22 protein-coding genes are annotated in these 18,787 nt (G+C 68.6%); 17 read left to right on the top strand and 5 right to left on the bottom strand.

What is annotated here, in order from left to right; translation table 11 throughout:
* Window positions 1-15: 15 nt before the first annotated feature.
* The 3 genes from BN984_RS06970 (at window position 16) to BN984_RS06960 (ending at window position 2,693) form a co-directional block, all read left to right on the top strand.
* A complete protein-coding gene (locus BN984_RS06970; RefSeq protein WP_008091120.1) occupies window positions 16-900 on the top strand; it encodes a YkgJ family cysteine cluster protein in 885 nt (294 codons plus the stop codon).
* 88 nt (window positions 901-988) lie between these two features.
* On the top strand, window positions 989-1,921 hold the full coding sequence (locus BN984_RS06965) for an NAD(P)H-binding protein (RefSeq protein WP_008091119.1): 933 nt from the start codon (window positions 989-991) through the stop codon (window positions 1,919-1,921).
* Window positions 1,922-1,997: 76 nt separating this feature from the next.
* A complete protein-coding gene (locus BN984_RS06960) occupies window positions 1,998-2,693 on the top strand; it encodes a DUF7530 family protein (protein ID WP_008091117.1) in 696 nt (231 codons plus the stop codon).
* Window positions 2,694-2,720: 27 nt separating this feature from the next.
* Here the strand turns inward: BN984_RS06960 and BN984_RS19680 are convergent, their stop codons facing one another.
* Window positions 2,721-2,897, bottom strand: coding sequence for a DUF5786 family protein (locus BN984_RS19680; protein ID WP_004968847.1), 177 nt, complete (start codon window positions 2,895-2,897; stop codon window positions 2,721-2,723).
* Between the two features lie 167 nt (window positions 2,898-3,064).
* Here BN984_RS19680 and BN984_RS06955 point away from each other — a divergent pair, with 167 nt between their 5' ends.
* Entirely contained in the window at window positions 3,065-4,072 is a 1,008-nt protein-coding gene (locus BN984_RS06955) for a DUF5784 family protein (protein WP_008091113.1), read from the top strand.
* A gap of 129 nt (window positions 4,073-4,201) precedes the next feature.
* On the opposite strand, the gene BN984_RS06950 is transcribed toward BN984_RS06955, so the two are convergent.
* Window positions 4,202-4,486, bottom strand: a complete 285-nt coding sequence (locus tag BN984_RS06950) for a DUF5789 family protein (RefSeq protein WP_004973953.1) — start codon at window positions 4,484-4,486, stop codon at window positions 4,202-4,204.
* Window positions 4,487-4,618: 132 nt separating this feature from the next.
* Here BN984_RS06950 and BN984_RS06945 point away from each other — a divergent pair, with 132 nt between their 5' ends.
* Together BN984_RS06945 and BN984_RS19675 are read left to right on the top strand one after the other, a co-directional pair.
* Window positions 4,619-5,413, top strand: a complete 795-nt coding sequence (locus BN984_RS06945; RefSeq protein ID WP_008091110.1) for a PHP domain-containing protein — start codon at window positions 4,619-4,621, stop codon at window positions 5,411-5,413.
* Window positions 5,414-5,488: 75 nt separating this feature from the next.
* Window positions 5,489-5,653, top strand: a complete 165-nt coding sequence (locus BN984_RS19675; RefSeq protein WP_004045157.1) for a DUF6757 family protein — start codon at window positions 5,489-5,491, stop codon at window positions 5,651-5,653.
* Between the two features lie 78 nt (window positions 5,654-5,731).
* Here the strand turns inward: BN984_RS19675 and BN984_RS06940 are convergent, their stop codons facing one another.
* Window positions 5,732-6,244, bottom strand: coding sequence for a DedA family protein (locus BN984_RS06940; RefSeq protein WP_008091088.1), 513 nt, complete (start codon window positions 6,242-6,244; stop codon window positions 5,732-5,734).
* A gap of 105 nt (window positions 6,245-6,349) precedes the next feature.
* Here BN984_RS06940 and hemB point away from each other — a divergent pair, with 105 nt between their 5' ends.
* The 7 genes from hemB to hemL all read left to right on the top strand — a co-directional run bounded on the left by hemB (window position 6,350) and on the right by hemL (window position 13,929).
* On the top strand, window positions 6,350-7,333 hold the full coding sequence (gene hemB, locus BN984_RS06935) for a porphobilinogen synthase (RefSeq protein ID WP_008091086.1): 984 nt from the start codon (window positions 6,350-6,352) through the stop codon (window positions 7,331-7,333).
* A 343-nt stretch (window positions 7,334-7,676) separates the two neighbouring features.
* Window positions 7,677-9,095, top strand: a complete 1,419-nt coding sequence (locus tag BN984_RS06930; protein WP_008091084.1) for an ammonium transporter — start codon at window positions 7,677-7,679, stop codon at window positions 9,093-9,095.
* A complete protein-coding gene (locus BN984_RS06925) occupies window positions 9,092-9,451 on the top strand; it encodes a P-II family nitrogen regulator (RefSeq protein ID WP_004973958.1) in 360 nt (119 codons plus the stop codon). The genes BN984_RS06930 and BN984_RS06925 overlap by 4 nt, the downstream gene beginning before the upstream one ends.
* A 380-nt stretch (window positions 9,452-9,831) precedes the next feature.
* A complete protein-coding gene (locus BN984_RS06920; protein ID WP_049967936.1) occupies window positions 9,832-11,202 on the top strand; it encodes an ammonium transporter in 1,371 nt (456 codons plus the stop codon).
* A 3-nt stretch (window positions 11,203-11,205) separates the two neighbouring features.
* Window positions 11,206-11,577, top strand: coding sequence for a P-II family nitrogen regulator (locus tag BN984_RS19935; protein ID WP_004973960.1), 372 nt, complete (start codon window positions 11,206-11,208; stop codon window positions 11,575-11,577).
* 180 nt (window positions 11,578-11,757) lie between these two features.
* Window positions 11,758-12,465 carry a CPBP family glutamic-type intramembrane protease gene (locus BN984_RS06910; protein WP_008091078.1) on the top strand — a complete coding sequence of 236 codons (708 nt, stop codon included), beginning with the start codon at window positions 11,758-11,760 and terminating at the stop codon, window positions 12,463-12,465.
* A 126-nt stretch (window positions 12,466-12,591) separates the two neighbouring features.
* The gene (gene hemL, locus BN984_RS06905; protein WP_049967935.1) at window positions 12,592-13,929 is read left to right on the top strand and encodes a glutamate-1-semialdehyde 2,1-aminomutase; all 1,338 of its coding nucleotides are present in this window, start codon (window positions 12,592-12,594) and stop codon (window positions 13,927-13,929) included.
* A 36-nt stretch (window positions 13,930-13,965) separates the two neighbouring features.
* Here the strand turns inward: hemL and BN984_RS06900 are convergent, their stop codons facing one another.
* Both BN984_RS06900 and BN984_RS06895 read right to left on the bottom strand, forming a co-directional pair.
* Window positions 13,966-14,145, bottom strand: a complete 180-nt coding sequence (locus BN984_RS06900) for a hypothetical protein (RefSeq protein WP_233514260.1) — start codon at window positions 14,143-14,145, stop codon at window positions 13,966-13,968.
* Window positions 14,146-14,256: 111 nt separating this feature from the next.
* On the bottom strand, window positions 14,257-14,646 hold the full coding sequence (locus BN984_RS06895) for a hypothetical protein (RefSeq protein WP_049967933.1): 390 nt from the start codon (window positions 14,644-14,646) through the stop codon (window positions 14,257-14,259).
* Window positions 14,647-14,770: 124 nt separating this feature from the next.
* Here BN984_RS06895 and hemC point away from each other — a divergent pair, with 124 nt between their 5' ends.
* From hemC to BN984_RS06875, 4 genes are read left to right on the top strand one after another with little or no spacing between them, the layout of a single operon-like run.
* Window positions 14,771-15,844, top strand: coding sequence for a hydroxymethylbilane synthase (gene hemC / locus BN984_RS06890; RefSeq protein ID WP_008091071.1), 1,074 nt, complete (start codon window positions 14,771-14,773; stop codon window positions 15,842-15,844).
* Window position 15,845: 1 nt separating this feature from the next.
* Complete coding sequence (cobA, locus tag BN984_RS06885; RefSeq protein WP_008091070.1) at window positions 15,846-16,721, top strand: uroporphyrinogen-III C-methyltransferase; 876 nt, start codon at window positions 15,846-15,848, stop codon at window positions 16,719-16,721.
* Window positions 16,718-17,461 carry a uroporphyrinogen-III synthase gene (locus BN984_RS06880; RefSeq protein WP_049967932.1) on the top strand — a complete coding sequence of 248 codons (744 nt, stop codon included), beginning with the start codon at window positions 16,718-16,720 and terminating at the stop codon, window positions 17,459-17,461. The genes cobA and BN984_RS06880 overlap by 4 nt, the downstream gene beginning before the upstream one ends.
* Before the next feature lies 1 nt (window position 17,462).
* On the top strand, window positions 17,463-18,656 hold the full coding sequence (locus BN984_RS06875) for an MFS transporter (RefSeq protein WP_049967931.1): 1,194 nt from the start codon (window positions 17,463-17,465) through the stop codon (window positions 18,654-18,656).
* Window positions 18,657-18,787 lie beyond the last annotated feature (131 nt).

Below are 18,787 nucleotides of genomic sequence, written 5' to 3'. Positions count from 1 at the left end.
TATAACTTTCGGGGCATGCGCGTCGACTGCGAAGGCTGTGCGGGCTGCTGTATCGACTGGCGACCGGTCGCGCCGGTCCCGCTCGACCACGAGCGCCGCGGGCCGCGCGCGCCGCTCGACGACACCTACAACCTCGTTCCGCTGACCCGCGACGAGATTCGGGACTTCGTCGAGGCCGGACTGGGCGACGTCCTCACCCCGCGGCTGTGGGAAGCGTCGCCGGGCGAGGGCGTCGAAATCGACGGCGTCGAAGTCGCCGCAATCGCCGGGAAGCCGGCGTTCTTCGTCGGCATGCGCAAGCCGCCGAAGCCCGTCGCGCCGTTCGGTCTGGAGCGGACGTGGCTCCGCGCCTGCGCGTTTCTCGACCCCGAGACCCTCCAGTGCCGCATCCACGACACCGAGCTCTATCCGGACGAGTGCGCCGAGTATCCGGGGCACAACCTCGTCCTCGGACAGGAGACCGAGTGCGAGCGCGTCGAGCGACACCACGGGGGCGAGCGTCTGCTCGACGACGCACCCCCGGACGACCTTCACGGCCTGCTCCTCGGCCCACACGCCCTCGGCGCGAAGGTGTTCGTCCACCCGGAGCCCGAGCGGTTGGCGGGAACCATCGAGCACCTCGAGACTCGCGACCTGACCCCGGAGGACCGCGCGGAGTTCGTCGGCGTCGCGGTCGGGTCGCACCCCGGGTCGACGGAGGTCGACGACGACCGCGCCTCGCGAGCGCGTGCGAAGACGCTCGAAAGCGAGTCGTGGGCGAACGAAGCCGTCGCGGCGTGGGATGCGGTCGCTGGTCGTCTCGGGAGCGCGGCCGACGAGGCACCCGACCCCGACGAGGTCGAAGTCGCTCGCGGCGCGCCGGAAACCCCCGGCTGGGACGCGGTTCGCCGCGACGACTGAACCGCGGGTGGCGAGCGACGGGGGCGGACGGACCGCGGTCGGGTCAACGAGCGATACGTTAACATCGTGAGCGGCGCTACCGTATATCATGAAAGTGCTCGTGACCGGTGCGACCGGGTTCGTCGGTCGGCACCTCGTTCCCCTCCTCCTCGACGCCGGCCACGACGTGGTCGTCTTCGTCCGTGACGCGGCGCGCTACGACGGTCCGCCGGGCGTGGACGTGGTCGAAGGCGACATCTTCGAACCGGCGACGGTCGCCCCCGCGATGGCTGGCGTCGACGCGGCGTACTACCTCATCCACTCGATGCACTCCGGCGGCGACTTCGAGGCGCGCGACCGGCTCGCCGCCCGCAACTTCGTCGACGCCGCCGAGTCCGCCGGAGTCGGACGAATCGTCTACCTCGGCGGTCTCGGCGAGGACCGCGACCAGCTCTCGCCGCACCTTCGGTCGCGCCGCGAGGTCGAACACATCCTCGCGTCGGGGTCGCCCGAACTGACGACCCTCCGGGCGGCCATCATCGTCGGCGCGGGGAGCGCGAGCTTCGAGATGGTGCGCCAACTCGCCAAGCGCCTCCCGGTCATGGTGACGCCGCAGTGGGTCGAAACGCGGTGTCAACCCATCGCCATCACCGACGTTGTCGCCTACCTCGCGGGCGTCCTCGACCATCCCGAGACGGCGGGCGAGACCTACGAAATCGGCGGCCCGGACGTGCTCACCTACCGGGAGATGCTCCAGCGCGTCGGCGCGCAGTTGGGCCACGCACCCCGAATCGTCGCCGTGCCCGTGTTGACGCCGCGGCTCTCGTCGTACTGGATCGGCCTCGTGACCGACGTGGACACGGGGGTCGCCCGACCGCTCATCGAGGGGCTGAAAAACCCCGTCGTCGTCGGCGACGACCGCATCCGCGACATCGTCGAGGTGGACGAGACGACGTTCGACGCCGCGGTCGAGCGGGCGCTCCGTGAGGAGCGCGAGCTGCGGGAGCGAGCCGCCGAACCGGCGTCGACGACCCCGACGTGAACGGGACTCGAACCGCCCGCCTGCGCGCCCCGAGCGCGGCAGCGATTGATATACCGCGGGGCCGTAGGGGCGGGATATGAACGACGCCCCGGAGTACGGCGAGACGTGGGTGTACGAGAGCATCGTCGGCGCGCTCCCGGGCGTGAGAATCGGCGAGGCGGGCGCTATCGCACTCCAAATCGCCGTCTTCGAGGTCGCCGTGCTCGTCTTCGCGTGGGTGTACGACCTGTGGGCCGCGGCGGTCGCGGGCACCGCGGCCATCGTCGTCGCGGCCGCGGGCAGCGTCGTGATGCTCCGCATGGGCGAGTGGACCCGCGCCGCGAGGGTGCCCGCGCCCTATCGACGCCTGCTTTTCGGGTCGAGCATCGAGGTCGTCCTCGGCGTGCTCGCGTTCGTCGCGCTCGTGACGCACCTGTTCGTCTTCGACCCGCAACAGCCGGGGACGGCGCTCATGACGACGCTGTTCGGCCCCGAACCGCCGGTCGTGGTCGTCTACCTGACGCTGCTCGTCCTCTGGGACCTCTGTTACCGAATCGGCACGTCGTGGTGGGCGGCCGTCGTCGGCCTCTGGGGGGCGGTCCGCTATCGGTTCGACGGTCCGACCGCCGGGACGGTCAGGCGGGTGAACCTCCTGAACGTCGGCTTCGCGGTCGCGCAGATGCTGTTGCTGCCGTTCGTCGCAGACCAGCCGGTGCTCCTGTTCGCGGTCGGCGGGCACGTCGTCGCCGTGACCGTCGTGTCGGTGACGGCCGCGGCGCTGACGAGGACGTGAGATACGCAGGAACAGAGAGGGTACGGGTCAGTCGTCGGACTTCATCCGCTTGAACTGTTCGAGCAGCGCATCGGTCGAGTCGCCGGAGTCGTACTCGACGCTCCCGCGGTAGGTCTTCCGGTCGTCGTCGGTCCCGGGTTCGACCTGGCTCGTCATCCGCTCGCGGCGTTCGTGTTCGGCTTCGTCGTATGCCCCCATTGACATGGTTCGACTTACCATGTGGGTGTGTGCCACATATAGCTATCGGAGAGATTCACAATCGTGATACTCGGGGATATCCGGAGGTAACCGAGGGCAGAAGGGGGAGGGAGTGGCCGAAAACAGGCCCCGCGGCAGGAAAGGGTAAAAACAATCGCCGAACTACACCGTGTGTGGCACGCCCGCTTCGCTTTCGTTACGCCCCCGGACGCTGGGACGACTCGCGCATCACCCGCGACATCTTCCAGCCGCTCGACGCCAACCTCGGCGCAGAGATGGGTGCACCGTGGTACGCACCGCCCGAGGGGTACGAGGCCCGTCGGTTCGACATGGACAACGGCGACACCGCGCTCTTCGCGTGGGCCGACGACCACGCCTACTGGATAGGCAACACCGAGACGCCGAGTTCGCTGTGGCGGACCGACAAGGAGGGCTTCGACGAAGCCCCCTTCGAGGTTTCTCGGTGGGCCCAGCGCGAACTCATCGCCGAGCTGTTCGACCAGTCGCCGTGGCTGAAGCCCTATCCGCACCTCTCGTGGTTCTTCCTCCCGGTGTTCCTCTCGAAGGACGGCCGCGAGACGACCCGCGAGTTCTTTTACGACCACGCGGCGGGCTTCCCGGACGCGACCCGTGAGGAGGCCCTGGAGTTCTACGAGTCGTTCTTCGCCACGGGCGTCCTCGACGAGTACCGCGAGGTCATGGCCGGAAAGCTCGGCACCTCGGAGTACTTCGACCCAATACGGATGGCCGCGGCGATGGGCGAGTTCGACGTGGCGTACCTCCTCGACGAGGCGGGGTACGACATCACGCCCGAAATCGCCGTGACGACCGGCCACTCCATCGACTTCCGCGCGGAGAACACCCCCGCGGGCGGCGCGCTCATCGAGGTGACGCGGCCGCTCCCGCCGAACCGACGCTCCGTGAGCAACCCAATCGCCGCGATTCGGGACACGGCACAGACCAAGACTAACGGCGAGGGCCAACTCGCCGAACACGGCGGCGGCGTGACCCTGTTCGTCGACTGCTCGTCGTTCCCCGACGACGACTGGTCCGCCATCATGGGCGAGAAGCCCGACGTGCGGCACCGACCCGCGGTGGTCTTCCGGCTCCGCCCGTCGGGACAGGTCGAAGGCTACTCGAAGGGGTCGGTCCCGGTGGACCTGCCGTGGCTCGCTGACTGACGTTCGTTCTGACCGGTTGTGGACCGAGCGCATCGCGGGCGCGCGGTCGAGTCGTCGAACCCGACCCCGAGCCGACGGCTCACGGGTCGCAGTCAGAAAGAAAAAATCGAGACGAGACGAGAGCCTGCCTCAGAACGAGACCATCTCGGGCCCGTTCTCACCGAGCGGGGACGGGTCGCGGTCGCTGTAGTATCGACGACCGATCGCCTCGTGACCGACGCCGGTGAAGAGGGCGTCCCGCACGTCCTGCGGGCACGTGTACGTCTCGTCGCCGAGACGGGCCAGGATCTGTGCGACAGTCTCCTGACCGTTCTGGAGCTCGATTACTTCGTCGCCGTGGCGTTGGGCGAAATCGGTCGAGCTAATCGGGTATTCGTGGCGATCGATGGCGTCGCCGAGTCCGTTCAGGCGCATTACACCCACAGCTGTGTCGTCATCATTCTTAATGATTTTCCATGTATTTGATTAGTGCCCTTGCAGTCCTTAATCGTCCTTAATGATATACTGGGCGCAACGTTTGTCCCTCCCTCGCCCCGACCACGTGGCATGGACGACAGCCCGCCGGTCGCGGACCTCCATCTCCACACGACCGCCTCGGACGGCCGGCTCACTATCGACGCGCTCCCCGACGCGGCCCGCGCGGGCGGGGTCGAGGTGGTGGCCGTGACGGACCACGACCGCTACCACCCGGACCTCGACGCCCCGGTTATCGAACGCGACGGCGTGACTATCGTTCGGGGCATCGAACTGCGCGTCGACGCCGGCGACCGTCGGGTCGACCTCCTCGGCTACGGGCTCAGAGAGCGACCCGCCCTCGTCGAGACGGTCGAGCGCCTCCAGCGGAACCGCGTGGAGCGCGCCAGCGACATCGTCGCGGCGGTCGAAGCCGAGATCGGAGTCAGCCTCGACATCGACATCCACGACGGCGTCGGTCGGCCGCACGTCGCCCGCGCTATCGACGCCAGCGACGCTCCCTACGACTACCAAGGGGCGTTCGACGAGCTCATCGGCGCGGACGGCCCCTGTTACGTCCCGCGCGAACTCCCGACGTTCGACGATGGCGTGGCGGCCCTCCGGGACGCCTGCGACGTGGTCGGCCTCGCGCACCCGTTCCGCTACCGCGACCCGGCGGGCGCGCTCGACCTCTGTGCCGACCTCGACGCCGTGGAACGCTACTACCCCTACGGCTTCGCAGTCGACCGCGACCTCGTTGACGAGGCCATCGAACGCTACGACCTGTTCGCCACGGGCGGGAGCGACGCCCACGACGAAACCCTCGGCCGCGCCGGACCGCCGGCGGCCGACTTCGCTCGGTTCGCCGCGGCGGTAGACGGTCTCTAACCGTGTTAGTCCGTGAATAACTCCGAATGTGCCGTGGGGCGTAGAGTTAAATCCTATCGGAACTGAAGGGGGGATATGCAGTGTCACTACTGCGACCGTGAGGCCGCATACGCCGCGGAGAAGGACCACATTAAGGTCGGTCTCTGCGAGCGACACTTCCGCAAGCGGGTCGAGGAACTCGCCGAATCCGAGGAACTCGCCGCCCTGAAGGAAAAACTCGACATTAATCGAACAAAGTAGCGGCCGGTCAGCAGGTGTCCCTCCACTAACGCCTTCCTACCCCGCGACGCCGAGCGTTGCCCGCGACGGAGAACCCGTCTACGCGAGGACCTGTCCGCCGAACACGTACAGCGCCGCGAGCGCGCTCTCGAACACGACGGTTCCGGCCGCCGAGAGGGCGACGAACCGCTTCGTCGACATATCCGAGAGACCGGCCGGAACGGTGAGCATCCCGCGCGTGAACAGCATCGCGTTGCTCAGCGGGACGACGACCGGCCCCCAGCGGTCGAACCAGCCGTCGAACCGGTCGAGCGAGTCCTCGCCGACGCGGAACCACGACCGCGAGAGGAGGTACTCGCGGCCGCCCCGTTTGGCGACCGAGAACAGCGCGACCTGACCGAGCGTCGCGCCCAGAACGGCGACGGCGAGAATCGGAATCAACAGTCGTTCGCCGACCAGCACCAGCGCCCCGGGCACGAGGAGTTCGCTCGGCGCGACGTAGAGGAGCATCGCACCCTCCAGCACGAACACGAAAAAGAGGGCGACGAGAGCGAGGTCGGAAGCGAGGAGCTCCCGAAGGACGTCGGGGAGTTGGGCGGTGAAGGCGCTCATGTCGTGTGCGCGGTTCGAACGGTACTGTGTTCATTATGGGGTGGATAATGCGGCGCGAAGCGACGGGAGCGACGGCATTTTGCCGCCGCCAGCCGAACCCGGTGTATGGAGTTCACCGACCGTCCCCGCAGGCTTCGAACCGACGGGATTCGCCCGCTCGTCTCGGAGACGACCCTCGACGCGACGGACCTCGTCGCGCCAGTCTTCGTGGACGCGACGACTGACGAGCGCGTCCCCATCGAGTCCATGCCGGGTCACGAGCGCGTGCCGGTCGACGAGGCCGCCGACCGCGTCGCCGAGGTCCGCGAGGCGGGCGTCGAGGCCGTCATCGTCTTCGGCATCCCCGAGTCGAAAGACGCAGAGGGTTCTCGCGCGTACGCGCGAGACGGAGTCGTACAGGAGGCAGTCCGAGCCATCACCGCCGAGACCGACGCCTACGTCATCACCGACGTGTGTCTCTGTGAGTACACCGACCACGGCCACTGCGGAGTGCTGGAGGACCACGCCGAGGACGACCCGACGTTAACGGTCGAAAACGGACCGACTCTCGACCTGCTCGCGGAGACGGCCGTCTCCCACGCCGAAGCGGGCGCTGACATGGTCGCCCCCTCGGCCTCGATGGACGGGATGGTCGGCGCGATTCGGGCCGCCCTCGACGACGCCGGCCGCGACGAGGTTCCCATCATGTCCTACGCCGCGAAGTACGAGAGCGCCTTCTACGGTCCCTTCCGCGACGCGGCCGACGGCGCGCCGGCCTTCGGCGACCGGCGGCACTACCAGATGGACCCCGCGAACGCCCGCGAGGCGCTCCGCGAGGTCGCGCTCGACGTGGAACAGGGCGCGGACGTGCTGATGGTCAAGCCGGGCCTGCCGTACCTCGACATCGTCCGCGCCATCCGCGAGGGCTACGACCACCCGGTCGCCGCCTACAACGTCTCCGGCGAGTACGCGATGCTCCACGCCGCCGCCGAGAAGGGCTGGTTGGACCTCGACGGGGTCGCTCACGAGTCGCTCCTGTCGATGAAGCGGGCGGGCGCGGACCTCATCATCACGTACTTCGCAGAGCGCGTGGCGCGGCAGCTCGACTGAGGCGTCGACGGCCGAGTCGAACGCCCCGAACCCGCCAATTCGAACTCCGAACTACGTGACACGATACCGCGGTGCGCACGGCCAAAACACACTTGTCAGGCAACATTTTCCTGAACGTTCGTCCACAGAAGACCCGAGAATCTCAAAATCCTTGGACGATATACAACCTTATATGCGTAATATTCTAGCCTATTTTGTGCAGTTGTGGTATTACGCCCCACTAAATTTGACAAAATCAACCCCACACTTTATGTACTAACTCACCATGAAGCCGAACCGTGATGAAGCACCAGAATCCACACGGATACGGAGCAAAAGTAGCTGAACGGTCACTCGTGGCCGCATGGGGTGGGCAGTCGTGATTCCACTACAGGTCGACCCGAGCGTTATCGCACAGGGGGTCAACTACGTCTGGATCCTCGTCGTCTCGTTCCTCATCTTCTTCATGCAGCCGGGCTTCGCGCTCTTAGAGGCAGGGCAGGTACGCGCGAAGAACGTGGGCAACGTACTGATGAAGAACATGACCGACTGGGCGCTCGGCGTGCTCGTCTACTTCCTCGTCGGCGCGGGGGTCGCGACAATCGTCGGCGGCCTCACGTCGCCCGGCGGCTTCGACGTCGCCGCCGCGTTCTCGTACATCGGCGACTCCGGCGCGTGGATTGACTGGCTCTTCGGAGCCGTCTTCGCCATGACCGCCGCCACCATCGTCTCCGGCGCGGTCGCAGAACGCATGGACTTCCGCGCGTACATCGTCTTCGCGGCCACCATCACCGGGCTCATCTACCCCGTCGTGCAGGGCATGACGTGGTCCGGTGGCCTCCTCTCGGGGAGCGGTTACATCGGTGCCGCCCTCGGCGTCGGCTACCTCGACTTCGCCGGCGCGACCGTCGTCCACATGTGCGGCGGCATCGCCGGCCTCGTCGGCGCGAAGATGGTCGGCCCGCGTAAGGGTCGCTTCGACGCCAACGGCGACAGCCAGCCCATCCCGGGCCACTCGATGCTGCTCGCCGTCCTCGGCACGCTCATCCTCGCGTTCGGCTGGTACGGCTTCAACGTCGGCACGCAGGCGACGGTCCTCGCGACCACCGAAAGCGGCGGTCTGGAGTTCATGGGTGCCGCGCTCGGTCGCGTCGCCCTCGTGACGACCCTCGGCATGGGCGCCGGCGCGGTCGCCGCGATGATCGTCTCGACGAGCTACCAGGGCAAGCCCGACCCCCTCTGGATGGCCAACGGCCTGCTCGCCGGTCTCGTCGCAGTCACCGGCGCCGTCCCCCACGTCACGTGGTGGGGCGGTCTCATCCTCGGCGCGCTCGGCGGCGCAATCGTCCTGCCGGCGTACCGCTGGACCGTCGACTCGCTCAAAATCGACGACGTGTGTGGCGTCTTCGCCGTCCACGGCGTCGCGGGCGCGGTCGGCACGGCACTCATTCCCGTCTTCGCGGTGAGCGGCTTCTCCGGAACCCAGCTCGCGATGCAGGTCATCGGCGTGGTCGTCATCGCCGCGTGGACCATCCTCGCCTCGGCGGTCGTCTTCGCCATCGCGGACGCCGCCTTCGGCCTCCGCGTCTCGGAAGAAGAGGAAGTCGAAGGCCTCGACGTCGGCGAACACGGCGTCTCGGTCTACCCCGAATTCGTCGGCGACGCCGGTCCCGACGGCGCACTCGGCTCGCCCACGGCGACCGACGGCGGCAGCGACGTGCGCACCGACGGCGGCGTCGAGGAAGACGAAGCTGTCGAAGCCAACGGAGGTGACAGCCAATGAGCGACGAAGAACAGGGAATCAAGATGGTGATGGCCATCATCCGCCCCGACAAGCTCTCCGACGTGAAGACCGCGCTCGCCGAGGCGGGCGCGCCGTCGCTGACCGTCACCAACGTCTCCGGCCGCGGCTCTCAGCCCGCGAAGAAGGGCCAGTGGCGCGGCGAGGAGTACACCGTCGACCTCCACCAGAAGGTCAAAGTCGAGTGCGTCGTCGCCGATATTCCCGTCGACGACGTGGTCGAGGCCATCGCTGAGTCCGCCCACACGGGCGAGAAAGGCGACGGAAAGGTGTTCGTCCTCCCCGTCGAGAGCGCCGTCCAAGTCCGCACCGGCAAGGAGGGTAACCCGGCAGTCTGAGCGCGCACCTGCGACCGAAACCGGCTCGACGTCTCTGTTTGCCACTCCCGCCGCGGCCCGCGTGAGTGCGCACCCGACTGGGGTTCGATGAACGCCCCCGAACTATTCCTATCACTAATCCTACACTACATTCGTCGGATTACGTGGCAACATTTGTTTACTGAGTGCTAGCCTTACGTCCTTATACAACACATACTTCATCCTATATCGGACATACGTCTCTCAGAACGCCTTTTTGTGGTCATTTGTCAACGCGAACCGTTATATGAACGTCTGTAGATAGCATCTCTCATGGTTCGCGAGACATTCGGTCGCGAATCGAGCACCAATATGAACGACTGTCCAACTTCACAGCTCGAACTGTTCGCCGGAGGAATCGTATGTTGACACCCCTGCAGGCCGACCTCGCTTCGGTCGTCGAGGGCGTGAACCTCGTGTGGGTCCTCACGGTCACGTTCCTCATCTTCTTCATGCACGCCGGCTTCGCCATGCTCGAAGCCGGGCAGGTCCGCGCGAAGAACGTCGCCAACCAACTGACCAAGAACCTGCTGACGTGGAGTATCGGCGTCATCGTGTTCTTCCTGCTCGGCGCGGCGGTGTCGTCCATCGTCGCCGCCTTCACCGGCGGTCCCGCGACGACGATTTCTGGGGCGTTCATGAGCCTCTACGCGCCCGACGCCTCGGCGACGACGGCGTGGGTTGACTGGCTGTTCGGAGCCGTCTTCGCCATGACCGCCGCCACCATCGTCTCCGGTGCCGTGGCGGGCCGCGCCCGGCTCCGGGCGTACCTCACGTACACCATCCTCATCGCGGGCGTCATCTACCCCGTCGTCGTCGGCTTCACCTGGGGCGGCGGCTTCCTCGACGCCCTCGGCTTCCACGACTTCGCGGGCGGCATGATCGTCCACGGCATGGGCGGTATCGCCGGCCTCACCGCGGCGTGGATTATCGGCCCACGCATGAACCGCTTCAAGCCCGACGGCACGGCGAACGTCATTCCCGGCCACTCCATCACGTTCGCCGTCCTCGGCACGCTCATCCTCGCGTTCGGCTGGTACGGCTTCAACGTCGGCACCGCCGCCGCGCCCCTCGCGTACGCCGACGGCGCGGTCACGCTCGGCTCCTTCGCCTACGTCGGCCGCGTCGCCCTCGTGACGACTCTCGGCATGGCCGCCGGCGCAATCGGCGCGGGCGGCGTCGCCATGTACAAGACCGGCAAGGTCGACACGCTCTACGTCGCAAACGGCCTCCTCGCCGGGCTCGTCGGCGTCACCGCCATCGCGGACGACATCGTCTGGCCGGGCGCGCTGGCCGTCGGCCTCCTCGCCGGCGCACAGCTCCCGGTTGTCTTCGAGTTCGTCGAAAAGCGCCTCCACATCGACGACGTGTGTGCCGTCTTCCCCGTCCACGGCTCCGCGGGCATCCTCGGTGCGCTCCTCTACCCCGTGTTCGCCGTCCCGCTGTGGCACGACGGCGCGTCCTTCGTCTCGCTCGCCGTCCCGCAGGTCATCGGCGTCGGCGTCATCGCCCTCTGGACGTTCGCCGCGACCGCAGTCGTCTTCGGCGGCTTCCGGGCCATCGGACAGGTCCGCGTCTCCTCGGACCACGAACGCGAGGGGCTCGACACCGCCGAACACGGCGTCGACACCTACCCCGAGTTCGGTTCGCCCGACGCCGACACCGGCATCCGCACCGACGGCTCCGGCGTCCCGAGCGGGGATGGATTCATGACGACGGGCCGGGAGGACTGAGTTATGAGTGATTCCGACCTTCCGAACGACGGCGACATCAAGCTCGTCATGGCCGTTATCCGCCCCGACAAGCTCTCCGACGTGAAGACCGCGCTCGCCGAAATCGGCGCGCCGTCGCTGACTGTCACTAACGTCTCCGGCCGCGGCTCTCAGCCCGCGAAAAAGAGCCAGTGGCGCGGCGAGGAGTACACCGTGGACCTCCACCAGAAGGTCAAAGTCGAGTGCGTCGTCGCCGACATCCCGGCCGACGACGTGGTCGACGCCATCGCCGACGCCGCCCACACGGGCGAGAAAGGCGACGGGAAGGTGTTCACCTTCCCCGTCGAGAGCGCCGTCCAAGTCCGCACCGGCAAGACCGGACGCGACGCGGTCTGAGCCGCTCGTTCTCTGTCGGCGGTCCTCGTACCGTCCCCACGCCCGTCGCTCCGACCGGCGACGGGGTTATATCGGTTCGGTCGAACGTACCGGTGGCCCCTCGCGGGGCGAGAGCCGAACCCACGCGAAACCGTTTTTCCGCTCCGCACCGAGCGTCGTGACGATGAGCGGTGGCTCCACGTGGTGACTGTCGCGGTCCTCGGCGGACTCGCGGTCGCGCTGTTCGGAATGGCAGTCGCCGGACTGCTCGCTGACCGGTACCTCTCCGAACCCGACGACCTCCGCGCCGACCTCCTCGTCAGCGACGCGAACAAGTGGGCCGTCTTCGCCCTCCTGTGCGGCTACGTCCTCGTCGTCGAGGGGCGACCGCTGTCCTCGATGACCGGCCGCTCGCTGGACCCCCTCGCGTTCGTCGCGGTGGTCGGCGGCGGCGTTTTCCTCCTGTTCGCCGCGAACGCGGTGACGACGCCCGTCTTCGACCGACTCGGCGTGGGCGGCCTCGACGAGGGGATGACCGGACTGGCCTCGCTGTCGGTCAGACACCGGCTCTTCGTGGCCGGGACCGCCGGCGTCACGGAGCAAGTGCTGTTCCACGGCTACGCCGTCGAGCGGCTCCTCGAACTCACCGGCAGCCCGCTTCTCGCGGGCGGCGTCTCGTTCGCCGCGTTCACCGCGAGCCACGCCGTCGGCTGGGAGCGCGGCGCGGTCGCCAGAATCGCCGTCCCCGCGCTCCTGACGACGGTCGTGTACCTCCTCGTGCGCGACGTGGTCGCGCTCGCCTGCATCCACGCGCTCAACGACGCGGTCGGACTGCTCCTGGCCGGGTCGGTGGAGAAGGCCGACGACGCCGACGGCGCTGAGGCCGCCGCCGACGGGACGGCGCGGTAGGTCTCGGTAGGTCGCCGCAGTCCCGACACCCGACAGTTCATGCCGGCCGTGTCGTCTACTGGTTCGCCGGTGGCAGGTGCGGCCGACCCAGTAAGGTCTTTCCCGCGAGCGGTCGAACCGGCGCGCATGAACCACGACGAGTCAAGGGCGCTGTACGACCGCGCGCTGTCCGTGCTCGCGGGCGGCGTGAACTCCTCGGTCCGGGCGACGCAACCGTACCCGTTCTTCGTCGAGCGCGGCGACGGCGCGCACGTCATCGACGCCGACGGGAACCGCTACATCGACTACGTGCTGGGCTACGGGCCGCTCCTCTACGGCCACGACGCCCCCGAACCCGTCCAGTCGGCGGTCCAGAAGCACGCCGCGGCCGGGCCGATGTACGGCGCGCCGACCGAAATCGAGGTCGAACACGCCGAGTTCGTCGCGCGACACGTCCCCTCCGTCGAGATGCTGCGGTTCGTCAACTCCGGCACGGAGGCGACCGTCTCGGCGGTCCGCCTCGCCCGCGGCGTCACCGGCCGCGACAAAATCGTCGTCATGCAGGGCGGCTACCACGGCGCACAGGAGTCCACGCTCGTCGAGGGCGGCCCCGGGAACGCGAAGCCCTCGACGCCCGGCATCCCCTCCTCGTTCGCCGAACACACCATCCCCGTCCCGTTCAACGACGAGGAGACGGTCCGCGAGGTGTTCGAGGAACACGGCGAGGACATCGCCGCGGTGCTGACCGAGCCGATTCTGGCGAACACGGGTATCGTCCACCCCGTCGACGGCTACCTCGAAGCCCTCCGCGACGTCACCGAAGAGCACGGCGCGCTCCTCATCTTCGACGAGGTCATCACCGGCTTCCGCGTCGGCGGCCTCCAGTGCGCCCAAGGCAAGTTCGGCGTCACGCCCGACCTCACGACGTTCGGAAAAATTATCGGCGGCGGCTTCCCCGTCGGCGCGGTCGGCGGGAAGGCCGAACTCGTCGAGCAGTTCACCCCCGGCGGCGACGTGTTCCAGTCGGGAACCTTCTCGGGCCATCCGGTCACGATGGCCGCGGGCCACGAGTACCTGAAGTACGCCGCGGAAAACGACGTGTACGGACACGTCGACCGCCTCGGCGAGAAGCTTCGGTCGGGCATCACGGACATCCTCGAAGACCAGGCCCCCGAGTACACCGTCGTCGGCACGGACTCGATGTTCAAGACGGTGTTCACGCGCCACGGGACGGCCGAGCGCGCCGACGCCTGCGCCGACGGCTGCGCGCAGGTCGAGTCGTGTCCCAACTACGACGTCTGCCCGAAGACCGGCGCGGACGTGTCGAAAGCGGAGACCGACCGCTGGGAGCGCGTCTTCTGGCAGGAGATGAAAGACCAGGGCGTGTTCCTCACGGCGAACCAGTTCGAGTCGCAGTTCGTCTCCTACGCCCACACCGACGAGGACATCGAGGAGACGCTGGAAGCGTACAAGCAAGCGCTGTAGGCGCGTCCCGCCCTGCGACCCGCCGAAGGAGCTTTTTTACGACGCGATCGCCCGAGAGAGCCCGAGGTACGCCGGGAGTCCGAAGACGGCGGCCAGTCCGACGGTGAGGAAAAGCGGGACGACCCCCGTCGGGTCCGGCGCGAAGATGAATCCGAGCGGGAGCGCGACGACGAACGCGACGCCGAAGGTGAGCGCGAGACGGACGGACCTGTTCACGTCGGAGGCGTCGCCGCGGAGGCGCATAACTGTTCGGCACTTCGACACGGACGCGATTCGGCCGTGCGAGCGAGAGTCACTCGCCGTGACTGCGACCCGGCGCGAACCCGGTCACTCGGCCCGCAGTCGCGCCTCGGCCGCCCGCCACAGCGGCGGATAGGTCAGGGCGACGCCGACGCCGAGACAGACCGCCCACGCGACGAGGATGCCGACCGGGTTCCCCTGGAGTTCGAAGAGGACCAACAGGGGAATCCAGACGGCGGTCACGACGAGGCCGATACCCCAGACGCGGGCGACGAGGCGGAGGCGGAGCGGGCGCGCGAGGAGGAGCGCGAGTGCGACGAGCGCGGCCGCGGCGAGGCCGGCGAACCACGGGGGTTCGACGCCGAGCGCCGAGAGGAGCAGGTCGAGGGGCGCGACGACTGAAGTCAGGCCGAACAGGAGGAGCGCGACGACGACGAGGTCGCCGACCTGCCGGACGACCGAATCGAGGGAGGGCATCGTCCGGGTCGTCGCACGGGGACTGTATCGGTCTTCCGTTCGGATTCGACCCGGCGCGCGGGAGCGAACTGGAGGGCTTTTCAACGCGGGGGCCGGACTGACGCGTATGACTACAACACTTCGCTTGGCGACGCGAGGGTCGGCGCTCGCTCGCGCGCAGGCCGCGAGCGTGCAGGGGGCGCTCGCGGGCCGCCGACTCGACGTCGAACTCGTCGAAGTCGAGACCACGGGCGACCGGATTCAGGACGAACTCATCCACCGACTGGGCAAGACCGGCGCGTTCGTCCGCGCGCTCGACGAGCGCGTCCTCGACGGCGAGGTCGACGCCGCGGTCCACTCGATGAAGGACATGCCGACCGAGAAGCCCGCCGACCTCGTCGTCGCGGGCGTTCCCGAGCGCGCGCCCGCCGGCGACGTGCTCGTCACGGCAGAGGGCCACGGCATCGACGACCTGCCGGAGGGAGCCGTCGTCGGCACGTCGTCGCTCCGCCGGCAGGCCCAACTGCTGAACTACCGCGACGACCTCGAAGTCGAACCGCTCCGGGGCAACGTCGACACCCGCATCGAGAAACTGCTGGCGACGCACCTCCAGCGCGAACACGAGGCCCGCGTCGAAAACGACAAAGAGCGGCAAGAGAAGAAGGGCAAGACCGACCACGAAGAGGCGTTCGACGAGACCGCAGACGAGTGGTTCGAGGGGCTCACCGAGCTCGAACGGCAGGCGCTCGGTCGGAAGGTCGAAACCGAGTACGACGCCATCGTCCTCGCAGAGGCGGGACTCAAGCGCAGCGGGCTCTCGGAGAAGGTGAACTACGAGCGCCTGCCGCGGACGACGTTCGTCCCCGCGCCCGGACAGGGGGCCATCGCCGTGACCGCCGCGGACTCGGAGGTCATCGACCTCATCCGCGACAAACTCGACCACCCGCGGACCCGCGTCGAGACGACCGTCGAGCGGACCATTCTCGCCGAACTCGGCGGCGGCTGTATCGCCCCGGTCGGGGTCCACGCCCTCCTGCAGGGCGAGCACGTCCACGTCGACGTGCAGGTGCTCGCGACGGACGGCTCGGAGTCCATCAAGACCTCTCGGGACCTCCCCGTCGGCAACCACGCTAACGCCGCCCGCGAGTTCGCGGCGGCCCTGCGCGACCGTGGTGCCGGCCAGTTAGTCGACGCCGCCCGCGAGGAGGCCGAGGAGTGAGATGACGGCCGACGACGCGGAACCCGGGACGGCGGAGGAACGGTCGACCGGCGACGCGACCGACGGCGACGGCGTCGGCACGGTCCACCTCGTCGGTAGCGGCCCGGGCGACCCGGAACTGCTGACGATGAAGGCCGCCCGCCTCATCGACGAGGCTGACGTGGTCCTCCACGACAAGCTTCCCGGCCCGGAGATTCTCGGGATGATTCCGGCCGACAAGCGCGAGGACGTGGGCAAGCGCGCCGGCGGCGAGTGGACCCCGCAGGAGTACACGAACAACCGACTGGTCGAACTCGCCCGCGAGGGCAAGGACGTGGTGCGCCTGAAGGGCGGCGACCCGTTCGTCTTCGGCCGCGGCGGCGAGGAGATGGAACACCTCGCCGACAACGGGATTCCCTTCGAAGTCGTGCCGGGCATCACCTCGGCGGTCGCCGGGGCCGGTGCGGCGGGTATCCCCGTCACCCATCGCGACCACGTCTCGTCGGTGTCGTTCGTCACCGGCCACGAGGACCCGACGAAAGACGAGTCAGCGGTCGATTGGGACGCGCTCGCCGCGACCGGCGGGACGCTCGTCGTGCTCATGGGCGTCGGCAAACTCCCGCTGTACACCGCCGAACTCCGCGAGGCGGGGATGGACGGCGACACGCCCGTCGCCCTCATCGAGCGGGCCACGTGGCCCGACATGCGCGTCGCCACCGGCACCCTCGACACCATCGTCGACGTGCGCGACGAGGCCGACATCGAACCGCCCGCAATCACCGTCATCGGCGAGGTCGCCGCGACTCGCGACCGCGTGAAGCAGTTCCTGCAGGGCGGCGGCGCGGACGCCATCGCCGAGACTGACGCGACCGCGGGAGGTTCGGGAGGAGACGAATGAGCCAGCAGGTCCGCGCGGCCGTCTTCCGCCCCGACGACGACCGCATCGAGCGCGCCGTCGAACTCCTCGACTCGCTCGGCGCGACCCCGGTCCCCGACCCGATGCTCGCAATCGAACCGACCGGCGCGACGCCCGAGGCCGGCGAGTTCGTCGTCCTAACGAGCAAGACCGGCGTCGAACTCCTCGCCGCCGACGGCTGGGAACCCGGCGACGCGGTGCTGTGCTGCATCGGCCCCGCGACCGCCGACGCCGCCCGCGACACGGGTTGGACGGTCGACCGCGTCCCCGACGAGTACACCTCGGCGGGACTGGTCGACCACCTCGCGCCCGACGTGGACGGCGCGACGGTCGAAGTCGCCCGGAGCGACCACGGCAGTCCCGTCCTCACCGACGGCCTGCGCGACGCGGGCGCGGACGTCCACGAAACGGTGCTCTACCGCCTCGTCCGCCCCGAGGGAGCGGGAAAGTCGGCCGAACTGGCCGCGGCCGGCGACCTCGAAGCCGCCCTCTTTACCTCGTCGCTCACGGTCGAACACTTCCTCGACGCCGCCGCGGAGCGGGGTATCCGAGAGGAGGCCATCGCCGGCCTGAACGACGCCGTCGTCGGCACAATCGGGCCGCCGACCCGCGACACCGCGGCGTCCCACGGCATCGACGTGACCGTCGTCCCCGACGAGGCGACGTTCGAGTCACTCGCGGTGGCCGCGGTCGAGACGGCCGCGCCGACGTATCACGAGTGACGTGACGGGAACCGAGGCGGGAGCCGAGACGAGAGACGGCTCGTGGCGCGCCGTCGGCTCGGTCGCCGGCTGGCAGACCGCCGCGAGCCTCTGTTACTACGCCATCTTCGCGGCGACCGGCTTCGTCCGCGAGGCGTTTTCGGTCTCCGAGTCGCTCGTCGGTCTCTTTCTGACCGCCGGCCTGCTCGGCTACACGGTGTTTCTCTTCCCCAGCGGCGCGGCCGTCGACGGCTACGGCGAAAAGCCCGTCATGGTCGTCGGCCTGCTGGCGCTCGCAGTCGCGCTGGTCGGCGTCACGTTCGCGCCGCCGTCGTACCTCCTGTTGTTGGTGACGGTGGCGCTCCTCGGGGCAGCGTACTCGACCGCGATGCCGGCGTCGAACCGCGGCATCGTCGCGGCCGCGCCCGCCGGGAGCAAGAACCTCGCCATGGGGCTGAAACAGGTCGGCGTCACCCTCGGTAGCGGAGCGTCGTCGCTCGTCGTCACCGGCGTCGCCGTCGTCGCGGCGTGGCAGGTGGGGTTCTGGGCAATCGGCGTCTTCGCCGCCGGCTACGCGCTCGTCTTCGCGACGCGCTACCGCGGGAACCCGGGAACCGGCCGGCTCGAACGACCCCGGCTCGCCGGCCTCGGCGACAACCGCGCCTACGTCGCGCTCGTCGCCGCCGGACTGTTCATCGGCGCGTCCATCTTCTCGATGCTCGGCTACACCGTCCTGTACGTGCAGGACGTGGTCGGAACCGGCCCCGCCCTCGCCGGGGGCGTCCTCGCGGTGACGCAGGTGACCGGAAGCGTCGGCCGCATCGGCGCGGGGAGCCTCGCGGACCGACTCGGCGGGGCCCGCGGCGCGGCCACCGTCGCGCTCGTCCAACTGGCCGGCGCGGTCGCGCTCTTTTCGCTCCTCGTCGGAACCGGCGGCTCGTTCGCGCTCACCATCGCTGTCTTCGTCGCGCTCGGCCTCACCATCCACGGCTCGACCGGCGTCTTCTACTCCTGTCTGAGCGGCGTCGTCGACGACGGCGACATCGGCGCGGCGACCGCCGGCGGCCAGACCGCGCTCAACGTCGGCGGCCTCGTCGCCCCGCCGCTTTTCGGCTTCGTCGTGGAATCGACGGGATACGGGGCCGGCTGGGCGCTGGTCGCCGGCTCGACGGTGCTCGCGACCGTCCTCCTGTTCGTCGTCAGACGGCGAATCTGACCGGCGTCGCGGTCGACCAATCCCCCGCCCCGCGGGCGAGGCTTCTTATACCGAACCGCGGCAACCACGACACATGTTCGCCGCCGAACTGGAGTGGAAACGAAGGGGTTCCGTGCCCGAACTACCAGCGT

The organism is Haloferax prahovense (genome assembly GCF_000723845.1).
GTDB classification, from domain to species: domain Archaea; phylum Halobacteriota; class Halobacteria; order Halobacteriales; family Haloferacaceae; genus Haloferax; species Haloferax prahovense.
This window is presented reverse-complemented; position numbering and strand designations above follow the sequence as displayed.

What these genes read in the sequence shown, in the direction of transcription:
- BN984_RS06970 (WP_008091120.1), top strand. Translation starts at nt 16, where the DNA reads ATGCGCGTCGACTGCGAAGGCTGTGCGGGCTGCTGTATCGACTGGCGA.
- BN984_RS06965 (WP_008091119.1), top strand. Translation starts at nt 989, where the DNA reads ATGAAAGTGCTCGTGACCGGTGCGACCGGGTTCGTCGGTCGGCACCTC.
- BN984_RS06960 (WP_008091117.1), top strand. Translation starts at nt 1,998, where the DNA reads ATGAACGACGCCCCGGAGTACGGCGAGACGTGGGTGTACGAGAGCATC.
- BN984_RS19680 (WP_004968847.1), bottom strand. Translation starts at nt 2,897, where the DNA reads ATGTCAATGGGGGCATACGACGAAGCCGAACACGAACGCCGCGAGCGG.
- BN984_RS06950 (WP_004973953.1), bottom strand. Translation starts at nt 4,486, where the DNA reads ATGCGCCTGAACGGACTCGGCGACGCCATCGATCGCCACGAATACCCG.
- BN984_RS06945 (WP_008091110.1), top strand. Translation starts at nt 4,619, where the DNA reads ATGGACGACAGCCCGCCGGTCGCGGACCTCCATCTCCACACGACCGCC.
- BN984_RS19675 (WP_004045157.1), top strand. Translation starts at nt 5,489, where the DNA reads ATGCAGTGTCACTACTGCGACCGTGAGGCCGCATACGCCGCGGAGAAG.
- BN984_RS06940 (WP_008091088.1), bottom strand. Translation starts at nt 6,244, where the DNA reads ATGAGCGCCTTCACCGCCCAACTCCCCGACGTCCTTCGGGAGCTCCTC.
- hemB (WP_008091086.1), top strand. Translation starts at nt 6,350, where the DNA reads ATGGAGTTCACCGACCGTCCCCGCAGGCTTCGAACCGACGGGATTCGC.
- BN984_RS06930 (WP_008091084.1), top strand. Translation starts at nt 7,677, where the DNA reads ATGGGGTGGGCAGTCGTGATTCCACTACAGGTCGACCCGAGCGTTATC.
- BN984_RS06925 (WP_004973958.1), top strand. Translation starts at nt 9,092, where the DNA reads ATGAGCGACGAAGAACAGGGAATCAAGATGGTGATGGCCATCATCCGC.
- BN984_RS06920 (WP_049967936.1), top strand. Translation starts at nt 9,832, where the DNA reads ATGTTGACACCCCTGCAGGCCGACCTCGCTTCGGTCGTCGAGGGCGTG.
- BN984_RS19935 (WP_004973960.1), top strand. Translation starts at nt 11,206, where the DNA reads ATGAGTGATTCCGACCTTCCGAACGACGGCGACATCAAGCTCGTCATG.
- hemL (WP_049967935.1), top strand. Translation starts at nt 12,592, where the DNA reads ATGAACCACGACGAGTCAAGGGCGCTGTACGACCGCGCGCTGTCCGTG.
- BN984_RS06895 (WP_049967933.1), bottom strand. Translation starts at nt 14,646, where the DNA reads ATGCCCTCCCTCGATTCGGTCGTCCGGCAGGTCGGCGACCTCGTCGTC.
- cobA (WP_008091070.1), top strand. Translation starts at nt 15,846, where the DNA reads ATGACGGCCGACGACGCGGAACCCGGGACGGCGGAGGAACGGTCGACC.
- BN984_RS06880 (WP_049967932.1), top strand. Translation starts at nt 16,718, where the DNA reads ATGAGCCAGCAGGTCCGCGCGGCCGTCTTCCGCCCCGACGACGACCGC.